This window comes from Streptomyces sp. HUAS MG56 (genome assembly GCF_058673395.1).
Genome location: NZ_CM178722.1, coordinates 6,299,563 through 6,323,924 on the forward strand (window position 1 = coordinate 6,299,563; position 24,362 = coordinate 6,323,924).

Annotated in this window: 20 protein-coding genes; 13 read left to right on the plus strand and 7 right to left on the minus strand. The window is 73.0% G+C overall.

Annotation, left to right across the window (positions count from 1 at the left end):
- Positions 1–99: 99 nt before the first annotated feature.
- From AC4OXY_RS29845 to sucD, 6 genes are all read left to right on the plus strand, one after another.
- Positions 100–1,302: an ATP-binding protein gene (locus tag AC4OXY_RS29845; protein ID WP_356030138.1), complete on the plus strand. Its 1,203-nt coding sequence runs from the start codon at positions 100–102 to the stop codon at positions 1,300–1,302.
- The gene (locus AC4OXY_RS29850; RefSeq protein ID WP_491991364.1) at positions 1,299–3,914 is read left to right on the plus strand and encodes a DUF5682 family protein; all 2,616 of its coding nucleotides are present in this window, start codon (positions 1,299–1,301) and stop codon (positions 3,912–3,914) included. The genes AC4OXY_RS29845 and AC4OXY_RS29850 overlap by 4 nt, the downstream gene beginning before the upstream one ends.
- Complete coding sequence (locus AC4OXY_RS29855) at positions 3,911–5,149, plus strand: VWA domain-containing protein (RefSeq protein WP_491991365.1); 1,239 nt, start codon at positions 3,911–3,913, stop codon at positions 5,147–5,149. Before AC4OXY_RS29850 ends, AC4OXY_RS29855 begins: the two co-directional genes overlap by 4 nt.
- Positions 5,150–5,267: 118 nt before the next feature.
- A complete protein-coding gene (locus AC4OXY_RS29860; protein ID WP_491991366.1) occupies positions 5,268–6,227 on the plus strand; it encodes a hypothetical protein in 960 nt (319 codons plus the stop codon).
- Positions 6,228–6,808: 581 nt separating this feature from the next.
- Positions 6,809–7,990 carry an ADP-forming succinate--CoA ligase subunit beta gene (gene sucC, locus AC4OXY_RS29865; RefSeq protein WP_356030144.1) on the plus strand — a complete coding sequence of 394 codons (1,182 nt, stop codon included), beginning with the start codon at positions 6,809–6,811 and terminating at the stop codon, positions 7,988–7,990.
- A 28-nt stretch (positions 7,991–8,018) separates the two neighbouring features.
- Positions 8,019–8,903, plus strand: a complete 885-nt coding sequence (gene sucD / locus AC4OXY_RS29870) for a succinate--CoA ligase subunit alpha (RefSeq protein WP_071370071.1) — start codon at positions 8,019–8,021, stop codon at positions 8,901–8,903.
- A 112-nt stretch (positions 8,904–9,015) separates the two neighbouring features.
- Here the strand turns inward: sucD and AC4OXY_RS29875 are convergent, their stop codons facing one another.
- The gene (locus AC4OXY_RS29875) at positions 9,016–9,861 is read right to left on the minus strand and encodes an RNA polymerase sigma factor (RefSeq protein ID WP_356030145.1); all 846 of its coding nucleotides are present in this window, start codon (positions 9,859–9,861) and stop codon (positions 9,016–9,018) included.
- Between the two features lie 96 nt (positions 9,862–9,957).
- Between AC4OXY_RS29875 and AC4OXY_RS29880 the strand changes: the two genes are divergently transcribed.
- Entirely contained in the window at positions 9,958–11,787 is a 1,830-nt protein-coding gene (locus AC4OXY_RS29880) for a cell division protein PerM (RefSeq protein WP_491991367.1), read from the plus strand.
- A gap of 27 nt (positions 11,788–11,814) precedes the next feature.
- On the opposite strand, the gene AC4OXY_RS29885 is transcribed toward AC4OXY_RS29880, so the two are convergent.
- Positions 11,815–12,648, minus strand: coding sequence for a hypothetical protein (locus AC4OXY_RS29885; RefSeq protein WP_491991368.1), 834 nt, complete (start codon positions 12,646–12,648; stop codon positions 11,815–11,817).
- Positions 12,649–12,917: 269 nt separating this feature from the next.
- On the opposite strand from AC4OXY_RS29885, the gene purN reads away from it, so the two are divergent.
- Both purN and purH read left to right on the plus strand, forming a co-directional pair.
- Entirely contained in the window at positions 12,918–13,556 is a 639-nt protein-coding gene (gene purN / locus AC4OXY_RS29890) for a phosphoribosylglycinamide formyltransferase (RefSeq protein WP_356030150.1), read from the plus strand.
- Entirely contained in the window at positions 13,553–15,127 is a 1,575-nt protein-coding gene (gene purH, locus AC4OXY_RS29895) for a bifunctional phosphoribosylaminoimidazolecarboxamide formyltransferase/IMP cyclohydrolase (RefSeq protein WP_491991369.1), read from the plus strand. Before purN ends, purH begins: the two co-directional genes overlap by 4 nt.
- 65 nt (positions 15,128–15,192) lie before the next feature.
- Here the strand turns inward: purH and AC4OXY_RS29900 are convergent, their stop codons facing one another.
- The 4 genes from AC4OXY_RS29900 to AC4OXY_RS29915 all read right to left on the minus strand — a co-directional run bounded on the left by AC4OXY_RS29900 (position 15,193) and on the right by AC4OXY_RS29915 (position 18,781).
- Positions 15,193–15,678: a hypothetical protein gene (locus AC4OXY_RS29900; RefSeq protein WP_356030153.1), complete on the minus strand. Its 486-nt coding sequence runs from the start codon at positions 15,676–15,678 to the stop codon at positions 15,193–15,195.
- Positions 15,679–15,778: 100 nt separating this feature from the next.
- Positions 15,779–17,344: a serine/threonine protein kinase gene (locus tag AC4OXY_RS29905; RefSeq protein ID WP_491991370.1), complete on the minus strand. Its 1,566-nt coding sequence runs from the start codon at positions 17,342–17,344 to the stop codon at positions 15,779–15,781.
- Entirely contained in the window at positions 17,341–18,078 is a 738-nt protein-coding gene (locus tag AC4OXY_RS29910) for an FHA domain-containing protein (RefSeq protein WP_491991371.1), read from the minus strand. Before AC4OXY_RS29910 ends, AC4OXY_RS29905 begins: the two co-directional genes overlap by 4 nt.
- 139 nt (positions 18,079–18,217) lie before the next feature.
- Complete coding sequence (locus AC4OXY_RS29915) at positions 18,218–18,781, minus strand: hypothetical protein (protein WP_356030158.1); 564 nt, start codon at positions 18,779–18,781, stop codon at positions 18,218–18,220.
- Positions 18,782–19,044: 263 nt separating this feature from the next.
- Between AC4OXY_RS29915 and AC4OXY_RS29920 the strand changes: the two genes are divergently transcribed.
- From AC4OXY_RS29920 to AC4OXY_RS29935, 4 genes are all read left to right on the plus strand, one after another.
- Entirely contained in the window at positions 19,045–19,902 is an 858-nt protein-coding gene (locus AC4OXY_RS29920; RefSeq protein WP_356030159.1) for a bifunctional methylenetetrahydrofolate dehydrogenase/methenyltetrahydrofolate cyclohydrolase, read from the plus strand.
- A complete protein-coding gene (locus AC4OXY_RS29925) occupies positions 19,889–20,362 on the plus strand; it encodes a DUF3017 domain-containing protein (RefSeq protein ID WP_491991372.1) in 474 nt (157 codons plus the stop codon). Before AC4OXY_RS29920 ends, AC4OXY_RS29925 begins: the two co-directional genes overlap by 14 nt.
- A gap of 192 nt (positions 20,363–20,554) precedes the next feature.
- Positions 20,555–21,856, plus strand: a complete 1,302-nt coding sequence (locus AC4OXY_RS29930; RefSeq protein WP_491991373.1) for a DUF2690 domain-containing protein — start codon at positions 20,555–20,557, stop codon at positions 21,854–21,856.
- Positions 21,857–22,312: 456 nt separating this feature from the next.
- Positions 22,313–23,302, plus strand: a complete 990-nt coding sequence (locus tag AC4OXY_RS29935) for a malate dehydrogenase (protein ID WP_356030164.1) — start codon at positions 22,313–22,315, stop codon at positions 23,300–23,302.
- Positions 23,303–23,404: 102 nt separating this feature from the next.
- Here the strand turns inward: AC4OXY_RS29935 and AC4OXY_RS29940 are convergent, their stop codons facing one another.
- Complete coding sequence (locus AC4OXY_RS29940) at positions 23,405–24,259, minus strand: DUF5707 domain-containing protein (RefSeq protein ID WP_491991374.1); 855 nt, start codon at positions 24,257–24,259, stop codon at positions 23,405–23,407.
- Positions 24,260–24,362: the final 103 nt, after the last annotated feature.

The window sequence follows — 24,362 nt, forward strand, 5'->3', positions numbered from 1 at the left end:
GCCGTGCGTGGGCGTTTGTGCAGGTCAGAGCGATTGTCAGTGGCGTGGTGCACGGTGGATGCCAGATCCGAACCGGCCGAGCTGGAGGGGGCCTCAGCCATGTCTGTGTCCGAGGAAGTGACGTCCGTGGAAGCGACGCCCGTCGACGCGGCGTCCGGCGAAGCGAGCGGGAGCAGCGGGACGGCGAGCGGGGGAACGGGGACAGTGGGCGGACGCCGGGAGCCGCAGGCGCTGCGACCGCACGCCGAGCACGCCTTCGCCGCCGAACTCGCCGCGCTCGCCCGGCAGGACGACCGCCCGCGCCCGGCCCGCTGGAAGCTGTCGCCGTGGGCGGTGGCGACGTACCTGCTCGGCGGCACCCTGCCGGACGGCACGGTGATCACACCCAAGTACGTGGGCCCGCGCCGCATCGTCGAGGTCGCCGTCACCACGCTCGCCACCGACCGCGCCCTGCTCCTGCTCGGCGTCCCCGGCACCGCCAAGACCTGGGTCTCCGAGCATCTCGCGGCCGCGGTCAGCGGAGACTCCACGCTGCTGGTCCAGGGCACGGCGGGCACCCCGGAGGAGGCGATCCGGTACGGCTGGAACTACGCCCGTCTGCTCGCGCACGGCCCGAGCCGTGACGCCCTCGTGCCCAGCCCCGTCATGCGTGCCATGGCCGAGGGCATGACGGCGCGCGTCGAGGAGTTGACCCGTATCCCGGCCGACGTGCAGGACACGCTGATCACGATCCTGTCCGAGAAGACGCTGCCCGTCCCCGAGCTGGGCGAGGAGGTCCAGGCGGTCCGCGGCTTCAACCTCATCGCCACCGCCAACGACCGTGACAGAGGCGTCAACGACCTCTCCAGCGCGCTGCGCCGCCGCTTCAACACCGTGGTGCTGCCGCTGCCGGAGAGCGCCGAGGCGGAGGTCGACATCGTCACCCGCCGGGTGGAGCAGATCGGCCGTTCCCTCGATCTGCCGGCCGCGCCCGACGGCATCGAGGAGATCCGCCGTGTCGTGACGGTCTTCCGCGAGCTGCGCGACGGAGTGAGCGCCGACGGCCGCACGAAGCTGAAGTCGCCGAGCGGCACGCTGTCCACGGCCGAGGCGATCTCCGTCGTCACGAGCGGCCTCGCCCTGTCCGCCCACTTCGGCGACGGCGTGCTGCGCCCGGGTGACGTCGCCGCCGGCATCCTCGGCGCGGTCGTCCGTGATCCGGCGGCCGACCGGGTCGTCTGGCAGGAGTACCTGGAGACGGTCGTCCGCGAGCGCGAGGGCTGGACGGACTTCTACCGCGCGTGCCGGGAGGTGAGCGCGTGAACGGCACGCGCGGGCCCGGGGCCCGCGACCCCGGCCCCCTCCTGCTCGGCGTGCGGCACCACGGACCCGGCTCCGCGCGCGCGGTGCGGGCCGCGCTGGCCGCCGCCCGTCCCCGTACCGTCCTGATCGAGGGCCCGCCCGAGGCCGACGCGCTCATCCCGCTGGCCGCCGACCCCGGCCTGCGGCCCCCGGTCGCCCTGCTCGCCCACGCCGTGAACGAGCCCGGCCGCTCGGCGTTCTGGCCGTTCGCCGAGTTCAGCCCCGAGTGGGTGGCGATCCGCTGGGCCCTGGAGCAGGGCGTCACGGCCCGCTTCGTCGACCTGCCTGCCACGCACACGCTCGCGTGGCAGGGGCGGGACGTGTCTGCGGACGGGACCGGGCGGCCGGGACGGGGCGCGGGGGAGGATCCGGCCGAGGCGGGCGGCGAGGAGAGCACGGGCGCCGCGGGCAGCGAGGAGAACCCGGGCGCCGCGGGCGACAGGGGAGACCCGCAGGACATCGGTGACGCCCCCGAAGCCGGTGATCAGACCCGCCGGTTCAGGGTCGATCCGCTCGCCGCGCTCGCCGAGGCCGCGGGGTACGACGACCCCGAGCGCTGGTGGGAGGACGTCGTCGAGCACCGGGGCCCGGGTGAGCGGGATCCCTTCGCGCCGTTCGCCGCCCTGGAGGACGCCATGGGCGCGCTGCGCGAGCGGTACGGCGCGGACGGGCACGCGCGTGACCTCGTACGCGAGGCGCACATGCGGCTCCAACTGCGCGCCGCGCGCAAGGAGTTCGGGGACGACGTGGCGGTGGTCTGCGGGGCCTGGCACGTGCCCGCACTGCGCGCGAAGACCACCGTCACCGCCGACCGCGCCCTGCTGAAGGGGCTGCCCAAGGTCAGGACGGACCTGACCTGGGTGCCGTGGACGCACCGCAGGCTCGCCCGGGCCGGCGGCTACGGCGCGGGCATCGACTCGCCGGGCTGGTACGGCCATCTGTTCCACGCCCCCGACCGGCCGGTCGAGCGGTGGCTGACCAAGGTGGCGAGGCTGCTGCGCGAGGAGGACCGGATCGTCTCCTCCGCCCATGTCATCGAGGCCGTCCGGCTCGCCGAGACCCTGGCCGCGCTGCGCGGCCGCCCGCTGCCCGGGCTGAGCGAGACCACCGACGCCGTGCGCGCGGTGCTGGGCGACGGCTCCGAGGTGCCGCTGGCGCTGGTGCACGACCGGCTGGTCGTCGGGGACGCGCTGGGGGAGGTGCCGGAGGCGGCCCCGGCGGTGCCGCTCCAGCGCGACCTGGCCCGGCAGCAGCGCTCGCTTCGGCTCAAACCGGAGGCGCCGGAGCGGGAGTTGGAGCTGGACCTGCGCGGGGAGACGGACGCCGCCCGCAGCAGACTGCTGCACCGGCTGCGGCTGCTCGGCGTCGGCTGGGGCGAGCCGGCCCGGTCGCGGGGGAGCACGGGCACCTTCCGGGAGACCTGGCGGCTGCGCTGGGAGCCGGAGCTGTCGGTGCGGGTCGCCGAGGCGGGCGTGTGGGGGACGACCGTACAGGGCGCCGCGCAGGCCAGGGCGGGGGCGGACGCGGAGGCCGCGCGCGGCCTCGCCGAGGTCACCGCGCTCGCCGAGCAGTGCCTGCTCGCGGGGGTGCCGGAGACCCTGCCGGTGGTCATGCGGGTGCTGGCCGACCGGGCCGCGCTCGACACCGACGTCGGTCATCTCGCCGAGGCCCTGCCCGCCCTCGTCCGCTCGCTGCGCTACGGCGATGTGCGGGGCACCGACACCGGCGCGCTGGCCGGGGTCGCGGCGGGTCTCGCCGAGCGGATCTTCGTCGGCCTGCCCCCGGCCTGCGCCGCGCTCGACACGGACGCGGCGGAGGAGATGCGCGGCCATGTGGACGCCGTGCACACGGCGGTGGGGCTGCTGGCGGAGACGGCGGCCGCCACGGGCACCGACACGGGGAACGCACGCGCGGGGAGTGGCGGCGCAGGGGACGGTGGCGGTGCCGGACCCGGCGCGCTGCGGGACCGCTGGCGGGCCGTGCTGCGGGCGTTGGCGCTGCGCGACACCGTGGCCGGTGTGCTGCGGGGGCGGGCGGTGCGGCTGCTGCTGGACGACGGCGTGCTGGGGCCCGAGGAGGCGGCGCGGCTGATGGGGCTCGTCCTGTCGCCGGGGACACCGCCCGCCGACGCGGCCGCCTGGATCGAGGGTTTCGTCGGCGGCGGGGGCGGGCTGCTGCTGGTGCACGACGAGCGGCTGCTCGGCCTGGTCGACAACTGGCTGACGGGGGTGCCGGCGGAGGCGTTCACGGACGTACTGCCGCTGCTGCGGCGCACGTTCGCGGCGTACGAGCCGGGAGTGCGCAGAACCCTCGGTGAACTGGTCCGGCGTGGACCGGGCGAGCGGACCGCCGGCCGGGCGGCAGGGGCGGGGACGGCACCGGGCTTCGCCGCCGAGCCGGACACCGAGCGCGCCGACGCCGTGCTCCCGGTGCTGCGGCTGCTGCTCGGCCTGGAGGAGGACCGGGACGAGAAGCCGGACCCGGACCCGGACCCGGGCAAGGGTCCGGGCCGGGTCCTGTGCGGGCAGCCGAGGACGACCGACGACAACAGCCTTGCGGGGGTGGGCACATGACAATCCAGCCGATCACGACGACCACCGGTCCCGGCCCCGGCATCGGTCCCGGCCCCAGCCCCGGCGTCGGTCCAGGTCCCGGCGTCGGCGACCCGGCGAGTGAGAGGTTGCGGCGGTGGCGGTTGGTGCTCGGCGGGGAGCAGGCCGACGGGACCGGATGCGCGCTGTCCGGGCGGGACGCGGCGATGGACGGCACGCTCGCCGCGCTCTACGGCAAGGGGGACAAACCGCAGGCGGGGCGCGACCGTTCGGCCGGGCTCGGGGCCTCGGCGCCGTCGGTGGCGCGCTGGCTCGGCGACATCCGCCGTTACTTCCCGTCCTCCGTCGTCCAGGTCATGCAGCGCGACGCCATCGACCGGCTCGGGCTGTCCGCCCTGCTGCTGGAGCCGGAGATGCTGGAGGCGGTGGAGGCGGACGTGCATCTGGTCGGCACGTTGCTGTCGCTCAACAAGGCGATGCCGGAGACGACGAAGGAGACGGCGCGCGCGGTCGTCCGCAAGGTCGTCGAGGACCTGGAGAAGCGGCTCGCGACCCGTACCCGGGCCACCCTCACCGGTGCCCTGGACCGCAGTGCCCGGGTCAGCCGCCCGCGCCACCACGACATCGACTGGAACCGCACCATCGCGGCCAACCTCAAGCACTACCTGCCCGAGTACCGCACGGTCGTGCCGGAACGCCTCGTCGGATACGGGCGGGCCGCGCGGTCGGTGAAGAAGGAGGTCGTGCTCTGCATCGACCAGTCCGGTTCGATGGCGGCGTCCGTGGTCTACGCGTCGGTGTTCGGGGCGGTGCTGGCCTCCATGCGGGCGATCAGCACCCGGCTGGTCGTCTTCGACACGGCGGTGGCCGACCTCACCGACCAGCTGGACGATCCGGTCGATGTCCTCTTCGGCACCCAGCTCGGCGGCGGCACGGACATCAACCGGGCGCTCGCCTACTGCCAGTCGCAGATCACCCGTCCCGCCGAGACGGTGGTCGTGCTGATCAGTGACCTCTACGAGGGCGGCATCCGCGACGAGATGCTCAAGCGGGTCGCGGCGATGAAGGCGTCCGGGGTGCAGTTCGTGGCGCTGCTCGCGCTGTCGGACGAGGGCGCGCCGGCGTACGACCGGGAGCACGCGGCGGCGCTCGCCGCACTCGGCGCACCGGCCTTCGCCTGCACGCCCGACCTGTTCCCCGAGGTGATGGCGGCGGCCCTGGAGAAGCGACCACTGCCGATACCGGACACCGCGTGACAGGAGGAATGAAAGGGGATATGGCTACCCATCGGTAACACGGGGCTTGCGCGGACTTGGGGGTGCCGTGAAGGATCGGTGGAGTCCCTGCCGTGCCGATCCGAGGACGTTAGTCTCCTTGACCTTTTCCGCCGCCCTCCTTGGAACCACCGTGCGCGTGCTGCGCACGGCGGCCGGGCGGCGCACGCTCCAACTGACGCTGCTGGTCGGCGGGTTGTTCGCGCTGGGGTTCCTCTTCGGCGAGCAGGCGCACGCGGCCGACGGAACGCCGGCGGGGGGAGCGGCGACGTCCCTCACGTCCACGACATCCGCGGCGTCCGCGACGTCCGTGACATCCGTACTGCCCCTGACGCCGTCGGACTCCGGGGCGGCCGCGCAGAGTCATCCGGCGCGCACGACCGGCGAGAAGACCGTCACCTCTGCACAGGACATGCAGGACGTGCAAGGCGTGCTGTCCCCGGTGACGGGGACGGTGGCCACGGTGAACCGGACGGTGTCCACGGTCACCGGGACGGTGTCCACGGTCGTCCGGACCGTCGGGGGAGCGGCCGAGCGCGTCGTGCCGGCCCCCCTCCCGCTGCCGGACCTCGGCCACGTGCCGGACGTACCCGATGCGGTCGGCGTGCCGGTGTCTGCGCCGAGCCGGCAGGGGCAGGGCGAGGGCACGGCGAGCCGGCCCGCGAGCCCGGTCGGTACGCCCGCCCCGGCGCACCCGCGCCACGCCCGTACCGACGCCGGTGCCGCGGCCCCGGCCGGGCCGGCCCCGTTCGCCTCGTACGGGCCGGAGAGCGCCCCAGGGTCCCCGTGCGCCGCACCCCCCGCGCGTTCCTCCGCGCACCACGGCGCCGCCGGTTCCAACGGTGCCGTCGCCGCCCCCGGTCGTCCGGCGCCCGCCGGCACCCCGAACGGCGTACTGGGCAAGCAGGCGGCCGAGGGGACCGCGTCCCGTCATGCCGACGTGTATGTCGTCACCCTCGGTCACCGTGCCCCCCTGTGGCTCGTGCCCGGCACCGCCGTGCGCACCGACATGCCCCGCACCCGGGAACGGCACCGGGACATCCCTGTCTTCCCCGGCTAGCTCCGGCCGCCCCTCCTTCGGGCCTCGCCGGTCGCCGGCGACCGATGGCCGATCACCGCCCCCCGATCACCTCTGATCGCCGGTGATCCGTCACTGCTCCGTCGCTGATGCATCACTGATCCATTGCTGATCCATCACTGACGGACACGCGCAGGGGCCCGACCCGCTTCCGTGAGGTGTCCGGACCCGGACGGCCGAATGCCGTCGGATCGTTCGGGCGGGGCCCCACGGGTGAGACGGCCGGTCCCCATAGGGGTGGAGGCCGACCGTCACGGTCCCGGAACCACCGGGGCCGGCCCAGAGGCCTCACCGGGCCAACCCCAGCCCGGTGAGGCCTCGCACATCGCGCCAGTGCGCGGCACGCCGTGCCAGGGAACCCGGCATCATGTGACAGGTATCACCGCTCGGGTGTGACCCTCGATTTAGGGAGCCCCCGCGAGCGGGGATAACCTGCGAGACGGACATGCCGCGCGCTCGGACACCGTGTGCGCCTCCCTTGTGACAAGCGGACGTCACGTTGCCCTTCGCGGCACGCCCACGCATCCAACGAACCGCGAGATCACTGATAGGGACGGAAGCGCGTGGACCTGTTCGAGTACCAGGCGAGGGACCTCTTCGCCAAGCACGATGTACCGGTGCTGGCCGGTGAAGTCATCGACACGCCTGAGGCGGCCCGCGCAGCCACTGAGCGCCTGGGTGGCAAGTCCGTCGTCAAGGCTCAGGTGAAGGTCGGCGGCCGTGGCAAGGCCGGCGGCGTCAAGCTGGCCGCCTCCGTGGACGAGGCCGTCGAGCACGCCAACAACATCCTCGGCATGGACATCAAGGGCCACACGGTCCACAAGGTCATGATCGCCGAGACCGCCCCGGAGATCCTCGAGGAGTACTACGTCTCCTTCCTCCTCGACCGTGCCAACCGCACGTTCCTCTCCATCGCCTCCGTCCAGGGCGGCATGGAGATCGAGGAGGTGGCGAAGGACACCCCGGAGGCCGTCGCCCAGACGCCGATCAACCCGATCGACGGTGTGACCCCGGAGAAGGCCCGCGAGATCGTCGAGGCCGCCAAGTTCCCGGCCGAGGTCGCGGACAAGGTCGCGGACGTCCTCGTCAAGCTGTGGGACACCTTCATCAAGGAGGACGCCCTCCTGGTCGAGGTCAACCCGCTGGCGAAGGTCGCCTCCGGCGACGTCATCGCCCTCGACGGCAAGGTGTCGCTCGACGACAACGCCGAGTTCCGTCACCCCGACTTCGAGGAGCTCCACGACAAGGCCGCGGCCAACCCGCTCGAGGCCGCTGCCAAGGAGAAGAACCTCAACTACGTCAAGCTCGACGGCGAGGTCGGCATCATCGGCAACGGCGCGGGTCTCGTCATGAGCACCCTGGACGTCGTCGCCTACGCCGGTGAGAACCACGGTGGCGTCAAGCCCGCCAACTTCCTGGACATCGGCGGTGGCGCCTCCGCCCAGGTGATGGCGAACGGCCTGGAGATCATCCTCGGCGACCCCGACGTCAAGTCGGTCTTCGTCAACGTCTTCGGTGGCATCACCGCCTGTGACGAGGTCGCCAACGGCATCGTCCAGGCCCTGAAGCTCCTGGAGGACCGCGGCGAGAACGTCTCGAAGCCGCTCGTCGTCCGCCTCGACGGCAACAACGCCGAGCTGGGCCGCAAGATCCTCACGGACGCCAACCACCCGCTGGTGCAGCGCGTCGACACCATGGACGGCGCGGCCGACAAGGCCGCCGAGCTGGCCCACGCCGCCAAGTAAGCACTCAGGACGAGGACACCAACACACCATGGCTATCTGGCTCAACAAGGACAGCAAGGTCATCGTCCAGGGCATGACCGGCGCCACGGGCATGAAGCACACCAAGCTCATGCTCGGTGACGGCACCAACGTCGTGGGCGGCGTGAACCCGCGCAAGGCCGGTCAGAAGGTCGACTTCGACGGCACCGAGGTACCGGTCTTCGGTACGGTCGCCGAGGCGATCAAGGAGACCGGCGCGAACGTCTCCGTGATCTTCGTGCCGGAGAAGTTCACCAAGGACGCGGTCGTCGAGGCCATCGACGCCGAGATCCCGCTGGCCGTCGTGATCACCGAGGGCATCGCCGTGCACGACACGGCCGCCTTCTGGGCGTACGCCGGCAAGAAGGGCAACAAGACCCGCATCATCGGCCCGAACTGCCCCGGCATCATCACCCCGGGCCAGTCGAACGTCGGCATCATCCCGGGCGACATCACGAAGCCGGGCCGCATCGGCCTGGTCTCGAAGTCCGGCACGCTGACGTACCAGATGATGTACGAGCTGCGTGACATCGGCTTCTCGACGGCCGTGGGCATCGGCGGTGACCCGATCATCGGCACCACCCACATCGACGCCCTGGCCGCGTTCCAGGACGACCCCGAGACCGAGCTGATCGTGATGATCGGTGAGATCGGCGGCGACGCCGAGGAGCGCGCGGCCGCGTTCATCAAGGAGAACGTGACCAAGCCGGTCGTCGGCTACGTCGCGGGCTTCACGGCGCCCGAGGGCAAGACCATGGGCCACGCCGGCGCCATCGTCTCCGGCTCCTCCGGCACCGCGCAGGCCAAGAAGGAGGCCCTGGAGGCCGCGGGCGTCAAGGTCGGCAAGACCCCGACCGAGACGGCCAAGCTCGCCCGCGAGATCCTGGGCGGCTGACCTTCTCAGCGGAACACCGGCAGGCCCGTCCCCGCGGTGGGGGCGGGCCTGCCGCCGTTGTCCGCACCGTCCCCGCTGCTCCCGCTGTTCCGCTGTCCCCGTCCAGCCGGGTTCATCCGGCCAGCGGTACCAGTCGCTGCGGCCCGCTCCTCTCCGTCGCGCGGCGCAGCTTGGCTCGCAGGGCCTGCTCCGCCGGGGACAGCGGACCCGGCGCCACCCGGGGCGGCACGCCGCCCACCGCCTGCGCGGGAGCGATCGGTGCCTCGTAGTGCGTAGGGGCCGTGCGCAGGGTGAGCGCCGTCGCGCCGATGATCGTCACGGTGAAGGCGATCGCCGTCCGGGTCCAGAAGGCGTTCCGGCGTTCGCTCACGGTCCGCACGGTGGTCGGCTTCGCGGCCCGCAGCCGCTCGGCCGAGGCCAGTTCGAGCAGCCCGCGGTGGAGCGCGCGGGGGTCGGCCAGGTCCGGGACGCGGGCCGCCACGGCCTGCCGGGCGTGGGTCAGCCGGCTGGCGGCCGCCGGGGTGCTGGCCTCCGTCTCCGCCGCCGTCTCCGGCAGGTCGAGCCCCACACCGTCGTAGAGCAGGAGCGTGCGCCGGTACGACGGCGGCAGCTTCAGCAGGGCGTGCAGCAGCGCGCGACCGGCCGGGTCGGCGGGCGGCGGCTCCGGGTGCCGGTGGCGGGGGCGGAAGCGGTGCCAGGGGGAGAGCGCGCAGTCGTACGCCACCGCCCGTACCCAGCCGGCCGGATCGCGGTCCCGGGCCACCTCGGGCCAGCGCTGCCAGGCCAGTTGGAACGCCCGCTCCACCGCCTCGCGGGCCAGCTCCCGGCGCCCGGTGAGCAGGTAGGTCTGGCGTACGAGGGCGGGGGCGCAGAACGCGTACAGCGCGTCGAAGGCCTGAGCGGGCGTCAGGGACTCCGGCGGGGAGACGGGGGAGGGAACCCGGGGCAGCGTCGTCACCGTGCACTCTTCCGTACGAAAATGAACATAAAAGTATATTGAGCGACACTACGGGGGTTCGCCTGTTACGACGGGAAAGCGCGTGTCGTTGGGAGCATGGCGGGCGTGACCCTGATGACCGCTCGCCGCCGACCGTCGCTGTCGACCCTGCTGACCCGGCTGCGCGACCGCTCGCCCGGACTGGCCGCGAGCCTCCTGGGCGGGGCCGTCGCCGCGGGGCTCGGGCTCGGCTCGCTCGCCGTGCTCGTGATGGGGCTGTGGGTGCTGTCGCCGTATCCCGACAGCGGTCCGGGCGGCGCGCTGCATGTCGCCGCCGCGCTGTGGCTGCTGGCACACGGCGTCGAACTGGTCCGCACGGACACGCTCTCCGGCGCGCACATGCCCGTGGGGGTGACGCCGCTGCTGCTGCTCGCGCTGCCGGTGTGGCTGGTCCACCGGGCGGCCCGGGACGGCGTGGACCCGCCCGCCGACTCCGTCTTCGACCCCCGCGACGACGCCGACGCACCGCCGCTGGTGCCCGCACGCACGGTGTGGACGGGGGTCGTCCTCGGTTATCTCGCCGTCGGTGGCCCGGCCGCGCTGTACTGCGCGGGCGCGGAACTGCGGCCTTCATGGCCGTGGGTGACGGTGTGTCTGCCGCTCGTCGTGGGGGTCACGGCGGCGGTGGGGGTGTGGACGGCGTACGGCCGGCCGCGTGAGCCCGTGCTGAAGGTGTGGCGGATGCTGCCGGGACAGGTGCGGCGACCGGTGTCCGGCGCCGACGGGTGGCGGCGGCTGGGCACGGCCGTACGGGCCGCCGGTGCGGCGACGGCCGTGCTGCTCGGCGGCGGGGCGGCGCTGGTCGGGGTGTCGCTGGCGTGGCACGGCGGGGCGGCGCGGGCGTCGTTCCTTCAGCTGACGGAGGGCTGGACCGGGCGGTGTGCGGTACTGCTGCTCGGGGTCGCGCTGATCCCCAATGCGGCGGTCTGGGCCGCGTCGTACGCCCTCGGCCCCGGCTTCCTGCTCGGCGCCGGGCACCTCGTGTATCCCTTCGCCTCCCGTCCGGCCCCGCTGCTGCCGCCGTTCCCGCTGCTGGCGGCGGTGCCGGACGCGGGGGCCGGGTCGCAGCTCAACTGGGCGGCGGGGGCGTTGCCGGTGGCGGCCGGGGTGACGGCGGGGTGGTTCGTGGCGCGGGGTGCGGTGGAGCGGCCCGCGCGGCAGGGGGAGAGGGTGTCGGCCCGCTGGTCGGCGGCTCGCACGGCCGGGGTGGTGCTGCTGACGGCGCTGGTCTGCGGGGCGGGCTGCCTGCTCCTCGCCGAACTGTCCGGGGGCCCGCTGGGCGTGGCGGCGCTGGCCCGCTTCGGACCGGTGGGCTGGCAGACCGGGGGTGCGGCGGCACTCTGGACGGCGGCGTTCGGGATGCCGGTGGCGCTGGTGGTACGGGCCTGGCGGCTGCGGACGTGGTGGGTGCGGGGCGGGGGGATTCCGGCGCAGGACAGGACGGGGGAGCAGGGTCGGCAGGGTCAGGCAGGGGAAGACGCCGAGTCCGCGGCCGAGGGGACGGGGAGGCCCGAGACCGGGGACGAGGGCAAGGACAAGGGCACGACCAAGGGCGCCGCGAAGGGGCAGGAGGCCGAGTCCCGGTCCGTCGTGCCCGGGGCCCCCGAGGAGGAGTTGTACGACTTCCTCCCGGCCGACGACCCGTATCCTCCGGGCTGGCACGACGACCTCGCGCGCACCTCCCGCTGGGCGGCCCTGCGCGAGACGGCCGCCCGGCACGAGACCGCCGACGAGATCACCGAGGCAGAGATCGCCGATGCCGGCATCCCGGAGGCTGGCATCACCGAGGCCGACATCGCCGAGGCCGAGACGCCCGCCGAGCCCGACGGCCCCGCACCGGATCCGGAGGACATGCCCCCGCCCCCGCCTCCTGCCGAAGCGCCGTGATTCAACTGGCGCCCCTCAGGGGGCACTTCAGCTGTTCCCGACCCCCAGCACCCCGCGCAGCTGCTTCGGCAGCAGGGTGTCGCAGGACTGCTTCGCCTCGTGGGTCAGGGCGTCGTTCACGCACGTGTAGTAGTCGCGGTAGACGAACTGGACGGTGAAGGTCGAGGCGACGAGCATCAGGGCCAGGGACGCCGTCACCAGGCCGCCCACCGCCGCCGTCACCTGGGGGCGGCCGGCGTCGGGGGCCGGCCGGGTGTCCGGGCCCGGGGTGCGGGGCCTCGCGCGCAGGGCGCTGACGCCCCAGTACAGGGCCAGCACGCCCAGGAGCAGGGACACGTACGGCCAGCTGAACAGGGCGAAGAAGACCGCCCACATGCCCGACAGGAGTGCGTAACGGGCGCGGCGCTGGGCCGGGTCCGTCGGGTCCCAGCGCATGCCGCCGCCGGCCGGGCCGCCGCCGGGGCCCTGGGGGCCGCCACCGGGACCGGGCCGCTCGCCGAAGCCGCCGCCGGGGGAGCGGCCGGGCTGCCGGTCGCTCCACTGGCCGCCCCACGGGGAGCCGCCCTCGGGGCCGCCGCCCCGGCCGCCGTCCCCGGAGCCGCCCGGGCCCGAGTCCGCACCCGACGATCCTCCGTGGTGCCGGGGGCGCCACGGGTTGTCCGGGCTGCCCTCCGGGGGCGGGGCGAAGGGGTTGTCGTCCTGCTGCCCCGCGCCGTCTCCCTCGCCGTCCCGGTCTCCTCCGCGCGGCGCCTGCGGCGGCGAGGACGGCCGCTCCCGCAGCAGCGCGGCGCCGCGCCCGCTCTCGCCTCCCCGGGCCGGGCGCGGAGTGAACGTGCGGAGTCGCAGGCTGCGATGGGGCATCAAGAGAGCGTCTTCCCCTGGGTGAATTCGGCTGTCCGACGTGAGCTTCCACCCCGGAAACGCATGGCACACCGCGTGCGTTCCCGAGCCGGTTCCTCCCGAACGCTACCTTCCGGCCACGCCCCCGTCCCGAGGGGGCCGTCCAGTGTGCCGGTATCGTTGCTGGCGGTCGGCTGCTTCGTAGAGTTCCCCGTATCCGGGGGCGCGAAGCATTCGTACGAATGTACAAGACCGGGAAAAGCCGAACAGAACCGAGAAAGGGCCCCATCGTGGCCGCCACCCCCGCTGCCCCCGCGGTCAAGCGCCTCGTGGTGCTGGTCTCCGGATCCGGCACCAATCTTCAGGCGCTCCTCGACGAGATCGCGCGCACCGGAGCCGAGCAGTACGGCGCCGAGATCGTCGCCGTAGGGGCCGACCGTGACGGCATCGAGGGGCTCGCCCGGGCCGAGCGTGCCGGGCTGCCGACCTTCGTGCGGAAGGTCAAGGACTACGACACCAGGGACGCGTGGGACGCGGCGCTCGCCGAGGCCGTCGCCGACCACGAGCCCGACCTCGTCGTCTCCGCCGGGTTCATGAAGATCGTCGGGAAGGAGTTCCTGGCGCGGTTCGGCGGGCGGTTCGTCAACACGCACCCCGCCCTGCTGCCCAGCTTTCCCGGGGCCCACGGCGTGCGCGACGCGCTCGCGTACGGCGCCAGGGTCACCGGCTGCACCGTCCACTTCGTCGACGACGGCGTCGACACCGGCCCGATCATCGCCCAGGGCGTGGTCGAGATCCGGGACGAGGACGACGAGAGCGCGCTGCACGAGCGCATCAAGGAAGTCGAGCGAAGGCTGCTCGTCGAGGTCGTGGGGCGCCTCGCCCGCAACGGCTATCGCATTGAGGGACGAAAGGTAGTTATCCAGTGACCGCCCAGACCAGCGACAGCAGCAGCAAGCGGGCCATCGGTCGCGCGCTCGTCAGCGTCTACGACAAGACCGGGCTGGAAGAGCTTGCGCGGGGGCTGCACGAGGCCGGCGTCCAGCTCGTCTCCACCGGGTCGACGGCCTCCCGGATCGCCGCCGCCGGCGTCCCCGTCACCAAGGTCGAGGAGCTGACCGGCTTCCCCGAGTGCCTGGACGGCCGGGTCAAGACGCTGCACCCGAAGGTGCACGCGGGCATCCTCGCCGACCTGCGGCTGGACAGCCACCGCGAGCAGCTCGCCGAGCTGGGCGTGGAGCCGTTCGACCTCGTCGTCGTCAACCTCTACCCGTTCCGCGAGACCGTCGCCTCCGGCGCCTCGGACGACGAGTGCGTGGAGCAGATCGACATCGGCGGCCCGTCGATGGTCCGCGCCGCCGCCAAGAACCACCCCTCCGTCGCCGTGGTCACCAGCCCCGAGCGCTACGCCGACGTCCTCGCGGCCGTCAAGGACGGCGGCTTCGACCTCACCGCCCGCAAGCGGCTCGCCGCCGAGGCCTTCCAGCACACCGCGTCCTACGACGTGGCCGTCGCCTCGTGGTTCGCGCGCGACTACGCCCCCGTCGACGACTCGCGGTTCCCCGACTTCCTCGGCGCGACCTTCGAGCGCGAGAACACTCTGCGCTACGGCGAGAACCCGCACCAGCCGGCCGCCCTCTACGTCGACGGCAGGGGTGGCCTCGCGGCCGCCGAGCAGCTGCACGGCAAGGAGATGTCGTACAACAACTACACGGACACGGACGCCGCGCGCCGTGCCGCGTACGACCACGACGAGCCGTGCGTCGCGATCATCAAGCACGCCAACCCCTGTGGCATCGCGGTCGGTTCGGACGCCGCCGAGGCCCACCGCAAGGCGCACGCCTGCGACCCGGTCTCGGCCTACGGCGGCGTGATCGCCGTGAACCGTCCGGTCAGCAAGGAGATGGCCGAGCAGGTCGCGGACATCTTCACCGAGGTCATCGTCGCCCCGGACTACGAGGAGGGGGCCCTCGAAGCCCTCACCAAGAAGAAGAACATCCGCGTCCTGAAGGCCCCGAGCGCCCCCTGCAACCGGGTCGAGGCCAAGCAGATCGACGGCGGTCTCCTGCTCCAGGTCACCGACCGCCTCCAGGCTGACGGCGACGACCCCGCCAACTGGACGCTGGCGTCCGGCGAGGCCCTGTCCCCCGAGGAACTGGCGGACCTCGCCTTCGCCTGGAAGGCCTGCCGGGCCGTGAAGTCCAACGCCATCCTGCTCGCCAAGGGCGGCGCCTCGGTCGGCGTCGGCATGGGCCAGGTCAACCGCGTCGACTCCTGCAAGCTCGCCGTCGAGCGGGCCGGTGAGGAGCGCGCGCGTGGCTCCTACGCCGCCTCCGACGCCTTCTTCCCCTTCCCCGACGGCCCCGAGATCCTCATCGGCGCCGGCGTCCGGGCGATCGTCCAGCCGGGCGGCTCGATCCGCGACGAGCAGGTGGTCGAGGCCGCGAAGAAGGCGGGCGTGACGATGTACTTCACGGGTACGCGTCACTTCTTCCACTGAGCGCCCTGAACGCGTGACGGCCTCCGGCCCTCCCCCGAGGGAGCCGGAGGCCGTCGGTCTGTCGGTCAGCAGGGACGCAGGGAGTAGATCGGGTCCCAGGTCGCCGTGCCGGACTCGTAGGCCGTGGACGTCCAGCGGACGCTGCCGTCCTGGTTGAAGAACTTCGCGACCGTGCCCGGCGTCTGGTTGTTGATGAACGGGCCGTCGCCGGTCCAGTTCGAGACGGTCCAGGTCTGGCACTTGTAGAAGTCGAAGTTGGTGCCGTTGACGGTCATGCACAGGTGACCGTAGGCGCAGTTCAGGTCCTTGGCGCTCATCCTGCCCCGCGGGGCCTTCGTGACGGTCAGGCCGTCGTAGCGGACCTGGTCGGCGGAGGACGAGAGCACCTTCGGGTGCCCGGCGAGGACGTGGTCGGCGACCTGCTGGACGCCGGTGACCCGGGTGCCGTCCGGGGCGCTGTCGGCGACGGCCGCGACCGTGGAGCCGGCGACGAGGGCGGTGGCCGCGACGAGAAGCGCGGCGGGCTTGACGATGTTCACGTGTTCCCCCATGTGAACGGTGCTGCATGAACGGTGTGGTCACTCCGCCGTGGCGGAGTGGTTCCAACCCTCACAGCGCCCGCCGCCCGCCGGTACCTGTGAAGTCTCAGGGTCACTTCCTGCCCGGGGGCGCGTACTCCTTGAGGTAGTGGGCGACAAGGGCGCAGTAGTCGCGGTACTTCGGGGGAACTCCGCCCGTGTCGTTCACCTTCTCGACCGAGGTGCGGTAGCCGGCGGAGACCAGCACCCGTTTGTCGCCGGGGAGGCCGGACTTCAGGTGGTTGTCGATGTAGCACAGGTAGCGGCCCATGGCCGGGACGGAGACGGACGGGGTCAGCGGCGGCGTGGGGGTCGCCGACGCGGGGACGCCGTCGTCCCGCATCCACCAGCGCAGGATGGCGGGGGTCCAGCGGGCGATGCCGAACTCCTGCTTGCCGGGGTCGGAGAGGTTCGGGTCGAAGTCGCTCTCGGACTTCAGCATCGCCGCGATGAGCGCGGGCGTGACATCGGGCTCGGAGCAGGCGTGGGCGGAGTCCACGATCAGACGGCGGTACCGCACCGGAACGCCTTGGCCGGTACGGAGTTCGGAGGCGCCGTAACGCGCCTCGGCGGCGGCCTGGGCGGCACTGACGCCGCTCCCGTCCGAGCCTGCGTGCGTGCTTGCGTCGCCGGGCCAGGCACTGATGCCGTAGGCGAGGGCCGCGGCGGCGAGGAGGCCCGCGACCGCGGCCGGCAGGCGTCTGCGGCGCCGGAGCAGGCGCGGCAGGCGGAGCAGGCGCGACGGATCGCCCGTGCCCGCCGCCGCCTCGACCCGGCGCAGCAGCGGCTCCGTCGTGATGCGGTCGGCGTGCGTGCGGGCCAGGCAGTCGCGGACGATCTCCCGCCAGGCGTCCGGGAGTTCGGGCGACAGACGCAGCGCGTCGGTGCCGCGCGCGTAGCTCATCGCCGCGTCGCGGCGGGCGGTCGGGGTCGCGCCGGGGAGCGGGAAGGTGCCGGTGAGGACGAGGTGGGCGAGCACGCCGAAGGCCCAGACGTCGGCCGAGGGGCGGATGCGGCGGCCGCGGTCGCCGATCTCCGCCCACAGCAGCTCGGGCGGGGTGTAGTCGGGGGTGGAGAAGGCGGGGGTGTAGGCGTGGGTGCCCTCCAGCTCGGCGGCCATGTTGAAGTCGCCGAGCCGGGCCGAACCGTCCGGCATCAGCAGCACGTTGGCCGGTTTCAGGTCTCCGTGCACCCAGCCCGCCGCGTGCAGCTGGGCCAGGCCCTCGCAGATCTGGGCGAGCAGGACGGGGCCGGCGTCCGGGCGCGGGGCTGCGGCGAGCAGGACGGACAGGGAGCCCTCGGCCTTCTCCAGGACGAGGACCGTGGCGCCGTCGAGGACGGGGCGGCCGGGGTCGTCCACGACGAGCGTGTCGTACATGCGGAGCAGGCGCGGCCGCTCCAGGCGGCGGTACAGCGTGACCTCGCGCTCCACGAGCTCGCGCAGATGGGACAGTTGGCGCGGGGTGTTGGTGCCGGTGGGCAGGAACTTCAGTGCGGCGGAGTCGGGGAGGTCCCGCGACCGCTCGGTGCGGCGGGCGGCGTAGACGCTGCCGAAGGCGCCCGTCGCGATCGGCTCGCGTACCTCCCAGGCGCCGACCCGGTAGCCCCTGGGGACGGGGACGGCGTACGGCTCGGTCACCGGCCCGCCCGGCTCGCGGAGCCGGACAGGACGACGAGGTCGTCCTCCCGCACCACGTCGAAGCGGAGCGCCAGCGAGACCAGGGACTCCTTCTTGCCGTTGAGGCGGGGGCCCGGATCGGCGCTCTCCGGGCCGGGTTTGAGGCGCAGCTTCACGGCCAGGTAGTCGATGTTCCACTGCACCGAGGTGCGCGAGGCGGCCGGCCAGGCGGGGCGCAGCCGGTCCACGACCTGGTCGACGGTGGGCAGCGGGGCGTGCGGGTCGCCGCGCAGCCGCGATTCGCACAGGGCGGCCAGGACGGAGAAGTAGCGCTTCGTGCGGTCGACGGAGAACGCGGCCGCGGTGGCCTCGCCGTCCGGCTCCGCGTCGTCGTCCAGGTAGTCGTGGCGCGGCGCCCACACCTCGATCGGCAGCAGGTCACCGGCGGCGGGCAGCACGATCCGGGAGAACTCGAAGGGGACGGGCGCGTCGAGGCGGCCCGGGCCGACCTTGATGTGCTCACCGGCGCCCTCGGGGTTCTCCACGACGTACGTCTGCCGCGCGGACAGGTTGCTCAGTATCCAGAACGTGCCCTGCGCGACGATCTCGCCCGCCCGGCGCGAGACCCCGTCGTGCGGGATCGGCAGACCGCTGCCGGGGGCGCGCCCGAAACTGAGGCGCTCGCCGGGGGCGAGCCGGATCTGCTGGCGGTCGCCCTCCGTGGTCGGCGGAGGTACGACGATGATGCTGTACACGGTGTGTCTCCCCGTGCCTGACGGATAGCCGGGTCGGACAGTACGGCTACCCCGGCCAGCCTAGGGGGACACACCGGGGCCGCGCCTCCCCCTTGACGGGTGAGACGCGGCCCCTGGCGGTGATTTGGCGAGAAATCGCTCAGTAGCGCAGACGGTTGAACCACGCCCTGCCGTTGGCGCCACCCACGAAGCAGGCGACCAGGATCGCCAGCACCGTGTGGACGAGGCCCACGACGACGAACGGGTACAGGCCGAGGACCGCGGTGATGATGCTGAACACCATGGTGGTGATGCGGACGCCGTTGCCGCCGGTGTTGAACTTCGCGGCGAGGACGGCTCCGAAGATGCCCCAGGCGAGCGCGAACACCGCCATGGCCACCAGGATGCCGGTGCCGTAGTCGGCGAACTTCTGGAACTGGGAGTCGTTCTGGAGGGTGCTGTCCTTCTTCGCGTGGTTCACGATCGCCGCGTAGAAGACGAACAGCGCCACGCCGATCACCTGCAGGCCGACGATCACCCACAGCATCACGCGGGCGCCGCTGACGTTGCCCGGCATCGCGGTCATCGGGGCGCCCATGCCGTACGGCTGCTGGGCGGGCGGGGCCTGCGGGTAGCCGTACCCCGGCTGCTGGCCCTGCGGGTAGCCGTAGCCCTGCTGCTGGGGCGGCGGGCCGTACGGGTTGTTCGGGTCGCCGTAGCTCATGGCGGTGTTCCTCCGTTTGGTCGAGTGCGGGGACGAGGCGCGGCACTGCACGGAGGAAGCGTTTCTACAGATGCGGTCCGTCCCCCCGATGAGCTGCCCGCTGCACTGTGCCCTCATCGTTCTTGACCGGATATGGGCTTGTCCAGCCGAGGAGCGGAGGTGTTGTGCAAGTGCAACACAGTTGATCAACAGTTGGGCGGGATGGTACGGCGGCGGGGTACCCGGATTGGAACCGGGGGCGGGTCATCCGCGAGGATAGGGGTATGACCGCCCAGATTCTCGATGGCAAGGCCACCGCAGCCGCGATCAAGTCCGATCTGACCGCCCGCGTGGCGGCGCTGAAGGAGAAGGGCGTCACGCCCGGCCTCGGCACGATCCTGGTCGGGGACGACCCCGGCAGCCAGAAGTACGTCGCCGGCAAGCACCGCGACTGCGCGCAGGTCGGCATCGCCTCCATCCAGCGCGAACTGCCCGCCACCGCCACGCAGGAGGAGATCGAGGCGGTCGTCCGCGAGCTCAACGAGGACCCGGCCTGCACCGGCTACATCGTCCAGCTGCCGCTGCCCAGGGGCATCGACGAGAACCGCGTCCTGGAGCTGATGGACCCGGCCAAGGACGCCGACGGCCTGCACCCGATGAACCTCGGCCGCCTCGTCCTCGGCGAGCCCGCGCCGCTGCCCTGCACCCCCAACGGCATCCTCACCCTGCTGCGCCGCCACGGCGTCGAGATCAAGGGCGCCGAGGTCGTCGTCGTCGGGCGGGGCGTGACCATCGGGCGGCCGATGCCGCTGCTGCTCACCCGGCGCAGCGAGAACGCCACCGTGACCCAGTGCCACACCGGCACCCGCGACCTGTCCGCCCACCTCAAGCGGGCCGACATCATCATCGCGGCGGCCGGCTCCCCGCACCTGATCCGCGCCGAGGACGTCAAGCCGGGCGCCGCCGTCCTGGACGTCGGTGTCTCCCGCAACGCCGAGGGCAAGATCGTCGGCGACGTCCACCCGGACGTGACCGAGGTGGCCGGCTGGATCTCCCCGAACCCCGGCGGTGTCGGCCCGATGACCCGGGCGCTCCTGCTGGTCAACGTGGTCGAGGCGGCGGAGCGCAGTGCCGGCCGATGACGGCCGCGCGGGGGCCCTCACCCGCGCCGGCCGCGAGCCGCACCAGGACTCCGGGGAGCAGCCCGCGAAGACCACGCGCCGCTTTCCGCGGATCACCCGGGACACCGCCCGGCCCGAGGGCGGCGGCCGGGCCGCGTCGGGTGCCTCGCCGGCCCCGGCCCGGCAGTGGCCGATGCTGGTCGTGGTGGGCACGGTCGCGCTCGGCCTGCTGCTGACCGCGCTCGGCACGTTCCGCTTCGGCACCCTGCTGATCGGCGCCGCCCTGCTGGCCGGTGCGGTCATGCGCTGGTTCGTGCCGAGCGTCGGCATGCTCGCCGTCCGCTCCCGGTTCACGGACATCGTCACCTACGGCGTCCTCGGCCTCGCGATCGTCCTGTTCGCGATGATGGTCCAGCCGAATCCGTGGCTGCACGTCCCGTTCCTGAAGGATCTCCTGCACGTCACGCTCAGCAACAACTAGCCCCGCTGCCGCCGATGGCCCGCCTCCCCCGGGGACGCGGGCCATCGGCGCGTCCCCCGGCCGGTCCGCCGCGGCGTCCGCGCGCCGCCTGTGCCCCCGTGCGCTCCCACTGCGGGAACTGGGATCCTTAGGCACGGCATCCTTGTGGGTAGCCAGGACGGGACGTACCGGGGGAGAGCAAGGGGGGAAGCGATGCCTCGTTGGAAGGACCTACCGGAGGATCTGGACCCGCAGATCAAGGAGTTCACCAGTCAGATACGGCGGTTGGTGGACCACAGCGGGCTGAGCGTCGCCGCGCTGGCCGACCGCACGGGCTACAGCAAGACGTCCTGGGAGCGTTACCTGGGCGGCCGGCTCCTCGCGCCGAAGGGCGCGGTCGTGGCGCTCGCCGAGGTGACCGGTACCAGCCCCGTCCACCTGACCACGATGTGGGAGCTGGCCGAACGCGCCTGGAGCCGGGCGGAGATGCGGCACGACCGCACCATGGAGGCGATCCGTATCTCCCAGGCCCGCGCGGCACTGGGCGAGTTCGGCGCGGCGGAGGCCACCGGGGGGCCGTCGGGGCAGGCGCTGCCGGGTCTGTCCGGCCGGAAGAACGGCAGTGCCACGGCGACTCCGGGCATCGCCGGACCGGCCGGTGTGTCGCCGACGATTCCCGTGCAGCCCTCGGGACCGGACGCGGACGTCCGGGGCGGGGCGGGGCGCGGCGCGGCCGCTGGCGCGGGCAGCGGCCTCGCCGACGGCGCGGGCAGCGACCGCGGCTCGGCCGAGAGCGGGGACGCCGGCTCCGAAGCGGCTTCCGGCCGTGACTCCGTGAACTCCTGGGGCCTGGCCGGGTATCAGGGCCCGTCCAGGACGAGCCCCCGGCCCGGCGCGGGTGCCGGGGCCGGCTCCGGGTCGGCCTCGGCGGCCGGGGCGCGGGGTGCCGGGGAGGCCGGCGGGTCCGCCCCGGCGCCGGGCGGCCCGGCGCCGCACGACGCCGCCCGGCCCGCCGGGGGGAGCGCGAGGCGGCAGCAGGTGACGATGTTCCTCGCGGGGCTCGTCGGCGTGCTCGTCATCATCGGCGGCGTCTTCTTCTTCACCCACCGCGACGGCGGCAGGCACCAGGACGCGGCCAAGCCGCCGTCGCCCACCGCCGACCGGAACACGAGCCCGCCGCCCGGGGTCAAGTGCGCCGGCTCCGCGTGCACCGGCAAGGACGCCGAGGCCATGGGGTGCAGCGGCGAACTGGTGAGCACCGCCAAGACCGCCGCCGTCGGCACCGCCACCCTGGAGGTCCGCTACAGCAAGGCCTGCGGCGCCGCCTGGGGCCGGATCACCGGCGCCACGCAGGGCGACAGGGTGGAGGTCTCGGCCGGTACGGTCCGCCAGTCGGGGCGGATCACCGCCGTGGGCGACGCCATCGCCTACACCCCGATGGTCGCCGTGCAGGACGCGGCACAGGCCAAGGCGTGCGCGACCCTCGCCTCCGGGCGGACGGGGTGCACGAAGTGACGGGCGGACGGGGTGCACAATGCGGCGAAACGGAGGAAACCGCACCCGCGTGACATCGTGCGGGTGAAATTCCGGGACGGGCGTGCATGGCCCGGCGGATCCTGGGCACGCGAACGGTACCCCCCACGGGAGTCCGGCCAGCCGGTACCTCCCCCATCGGCGGCCGCCTTCCGTCCCCCTCTCCCGGACCGGCGGCCGCCGCTTCGTTGGGCCGGGCCGGGGCCAGGTCGGGCCAGGTCATGGGCAGTTCGCGGCCGGGCCGGTGCCGGATCGGGGCCGGGCGACGGCCGGGATTGCGTCGGGTGGCCGCCTTGTGGGGCGAGCCACACGGCCCGGTACGTCTCGCATGCCGGATGCGCGATAGCCTGACCGCTGGATCGATCTCTTGACGCCAAGAGATCGATCATCGCCCGGGGCCGGGAAGCCCCACCGCCAGCTGTCCTTACGGAGAACGCCATGACCCGCACTCCCGTGAACGTCACCGTCACCGGCGCGGCCGGCCAGATCGGTTACGCCCTGCTCTTCCGCATCGCCTCCGGCCAGCTGCTCGGCGCGGACGTGCCGGTCAAGCTGCGCCTCCTGGAGATCACGCCCGCGCTGAAGGCCGCCGAGGGCACCGCGATGGAGCTGGACGACTGCGCCTTCCCGCTGCTCCAGGGCATCGAGATCTCCGACAACCCGAACGTCGCCTTCGACGGCGCCAACGTGGCCCTGCTCGTCGGCGCCCGCCCCCGCACCAAGGGCATGGAGCGCGGCGACCTGCTGGAGGCCAACGGCGGCATCTTCAAGCCGCAGGGCAAGGCCATCAACGACCACGCCGCGGACGACATCAAGGTCCTCGTCGTCGGCAACCCGGCCAACACCAACGCGCTCATCGCGCAGGCCGCCGCGCCGGACGTCCCGGCCGAGCGCTTCACCGCGATGACCCGCCTCGACCACAACCGCGCGCTGACCCAGCTCGCGAAGAAGACGGGCACCACGGTCGCCGACATCAAGCGCCTGACCATCTGGGGCAACCACTCCGCCACCCAGTACCCGGACATCTTCCACGCCACGGTCGCCGGCAAGAACGCCGCCGAGACCGTGAACGACGAGAAGTGGCTGGCCGACGAGTTCATCCCGACCGTCGCCAAGCGCGGTGCCGCGATCATCGAGGCCCGTGGCGCGTCCTCCGCCGCGTCCGCCGCCAACGCCGCCATCGACCACGTGCACACCTGGGTCAACGGCACGGCCGAGGGCGACTGGACCTCCATGGGCATCCCGTCGGACGGCTCCTACGGCGTCCCGGAGGGTCTCATCTCCTCCTTCCCGGTCACGACCAGGAACGGCGCGTACGAGATCGTCCAGGGCCTGGAGATCAGCGAGTTCTCCCGCACCCGCATCGACGCGTCCGTGCAGGAGCTGGTGGAGGAGCGCGAGGCGGTTCGCGCGCTCGGCCTCATCTGAGCGACGCACTCGGCGAGTTCGCCGTAGAAGACCTGATACGGCCAGAGGCCCCGGAGTGTTCCGGGGCCTCTGGCTGTGCGTGGTGCTTGGCGCTTGGCGCGCTCAGCGCACGTCGACGTAGTCGTACGCGTCGGCGGCGGACGAGGTGCTGTTGCCCGCGTAGTGGAAGCGCCAGGTGCCGTCCGCCGCGGCGGTGACCGTGGTCTTCAGGTAACCGCTGGACGACGACGTGACCGTCTTGACTGTGCTGTAGGAGCTCGCGCCCGCCTTCTTGAACTGCAGCTGGACGGACTGGCTGCCGTAGCCGTAGTACTTCAGGTAGGTCCAGCTCGCCCGGTTCAGCGTGCCGGTGACCGTGATCGTCCTGCCCTTGGAGACCGGCTCCGGGCCCGCGTTGAAGCCGCTGACGTTGACGGCGCGCTTCACCCAGTGGTTCTTGTACGTGTTCTTCTGGATGTAGTCGGAGTCGTTGCCGACCGCCCACGCCGCCACGTTCCACTTGCCGTTCAGGGAGCTGTCGTACAGGTCGCTGGTGGGATCGACCGTGATGGTGATCTTGCACGTGGCGGCGGTGGCGCTCCACTTGTCGCACGTGGCGTCCTGGTCCGTGGCGAGGACGCCGTCCACGTCGGGGTTGTCGCCGTCGATGCTGGTGCCGTGCCACAGGAAGGCGCCGGCGGTGTAGATGCCGGACGGGTCGTTCGCGGTCACGTAGATGTTGAAGGACTTCTTGCCGACGCCCACGACGAGGTCCGCATCGGCGTTGACGGTGACCTTGGTGATCTTGGTGTCGCCCTGGACGTCGTCGGCCGGGACGGCGGCCACAGAAGGTGCCGCCGCCAGCTTCGCGGCGGTGCCCGCCGGGTTGCCGGCCGCGTGCGCGGCCGGGGCGACGAGAGAGGTGAGCGCCACGGCACCGGACACGGTCGCGGTGGCCAGGCTGGCTCGAATGCGCATCTGCGTTCCCCAAGTGGACAGCGTGCCGCACGCTCAGTGGGGGTTGCGTGGCGGCACGAGAGTGATGTGGAGCCTGTTGGCTCGGATGCGGAGACTCGCGAAG

Coding starts and splice junctions, on each gene's coding strand:
- AC4OXY_RS29845 (WP_356030138.1), top strand. CDS start 100: ATGTCTGTGTCCGAGGAAGTGACGTCCGTGGAAGCGACGCCCGTCGAC.
- AC4OXY_RS29855 (WP_491991365.1), top strand. CDS start 3,911: ATGACAATCCAGCCGATCACGACGACCACCGGTCCCGGCCCCGGCATC.
- sucD (WP_071370071.1), top strand. CDS start 8,019: ATGGCTATCTGGCTCAACAAGGACAGCAAGGTCATCGTCCAGGGCATG.
- AC4OXY_RS29880 (WP_491991367.1), top strand. CDS start 9,958: ATGGCGGGCGTGACCCTGATGACCGCTCGCCGCCGACCGTCGCTGTCG.
- AC4OXY_RS29885 (WP_491991368.1), bottom strand. CDS start 12,648: ATGCCCCATCGCAGCCTGCGACTCCGCACGTTCACTCCGCGCCCGGCC.
- AC4OXY_RS29900 (WP_356030153.1), bottom strand. CDS start 15,678: ATGGGGGAACACGTGAACATCGTCAAGCCCGCCGCGCTTCTCGTCGCG.
- AC4OXY_RS29915 (WP_356030158.1), bottom strand. CDS start 18,781: ATGAGCTACGGCGACCCGAACAACCCGTACGGCCCGCCGCCCCAGCAG.
- AC4OXY_RS29920 (WP_356030159.1), top strand. CDS start 19,045: ATGACCGCCCAGATTCTCGATGGCAAGGCCACCGCAGCCGCGATCAAG.
- AC4OXY_RS29930 (WP_491991373.1), top strand. CDS start 20,555: ATGCCTCGTTGGAAGGACCTACCGGAGGATCTGGACCCGCAGATCAAG.
- AC4OXY_RS29935 (WP_356030164.1), top strand. CDS start 22,313: ATGACCCGCACTCCCGTGAACGTCACCGTCACCGGCGCGGCCGGCCAG.
- AC4OXY_RS29940 (WP_491991374.1), bottom strand. CDS start 24,259: ATGCGCATTCGAGCCAGCCTGGCCACCGCGACCGTGTCCGGTGCCGTG.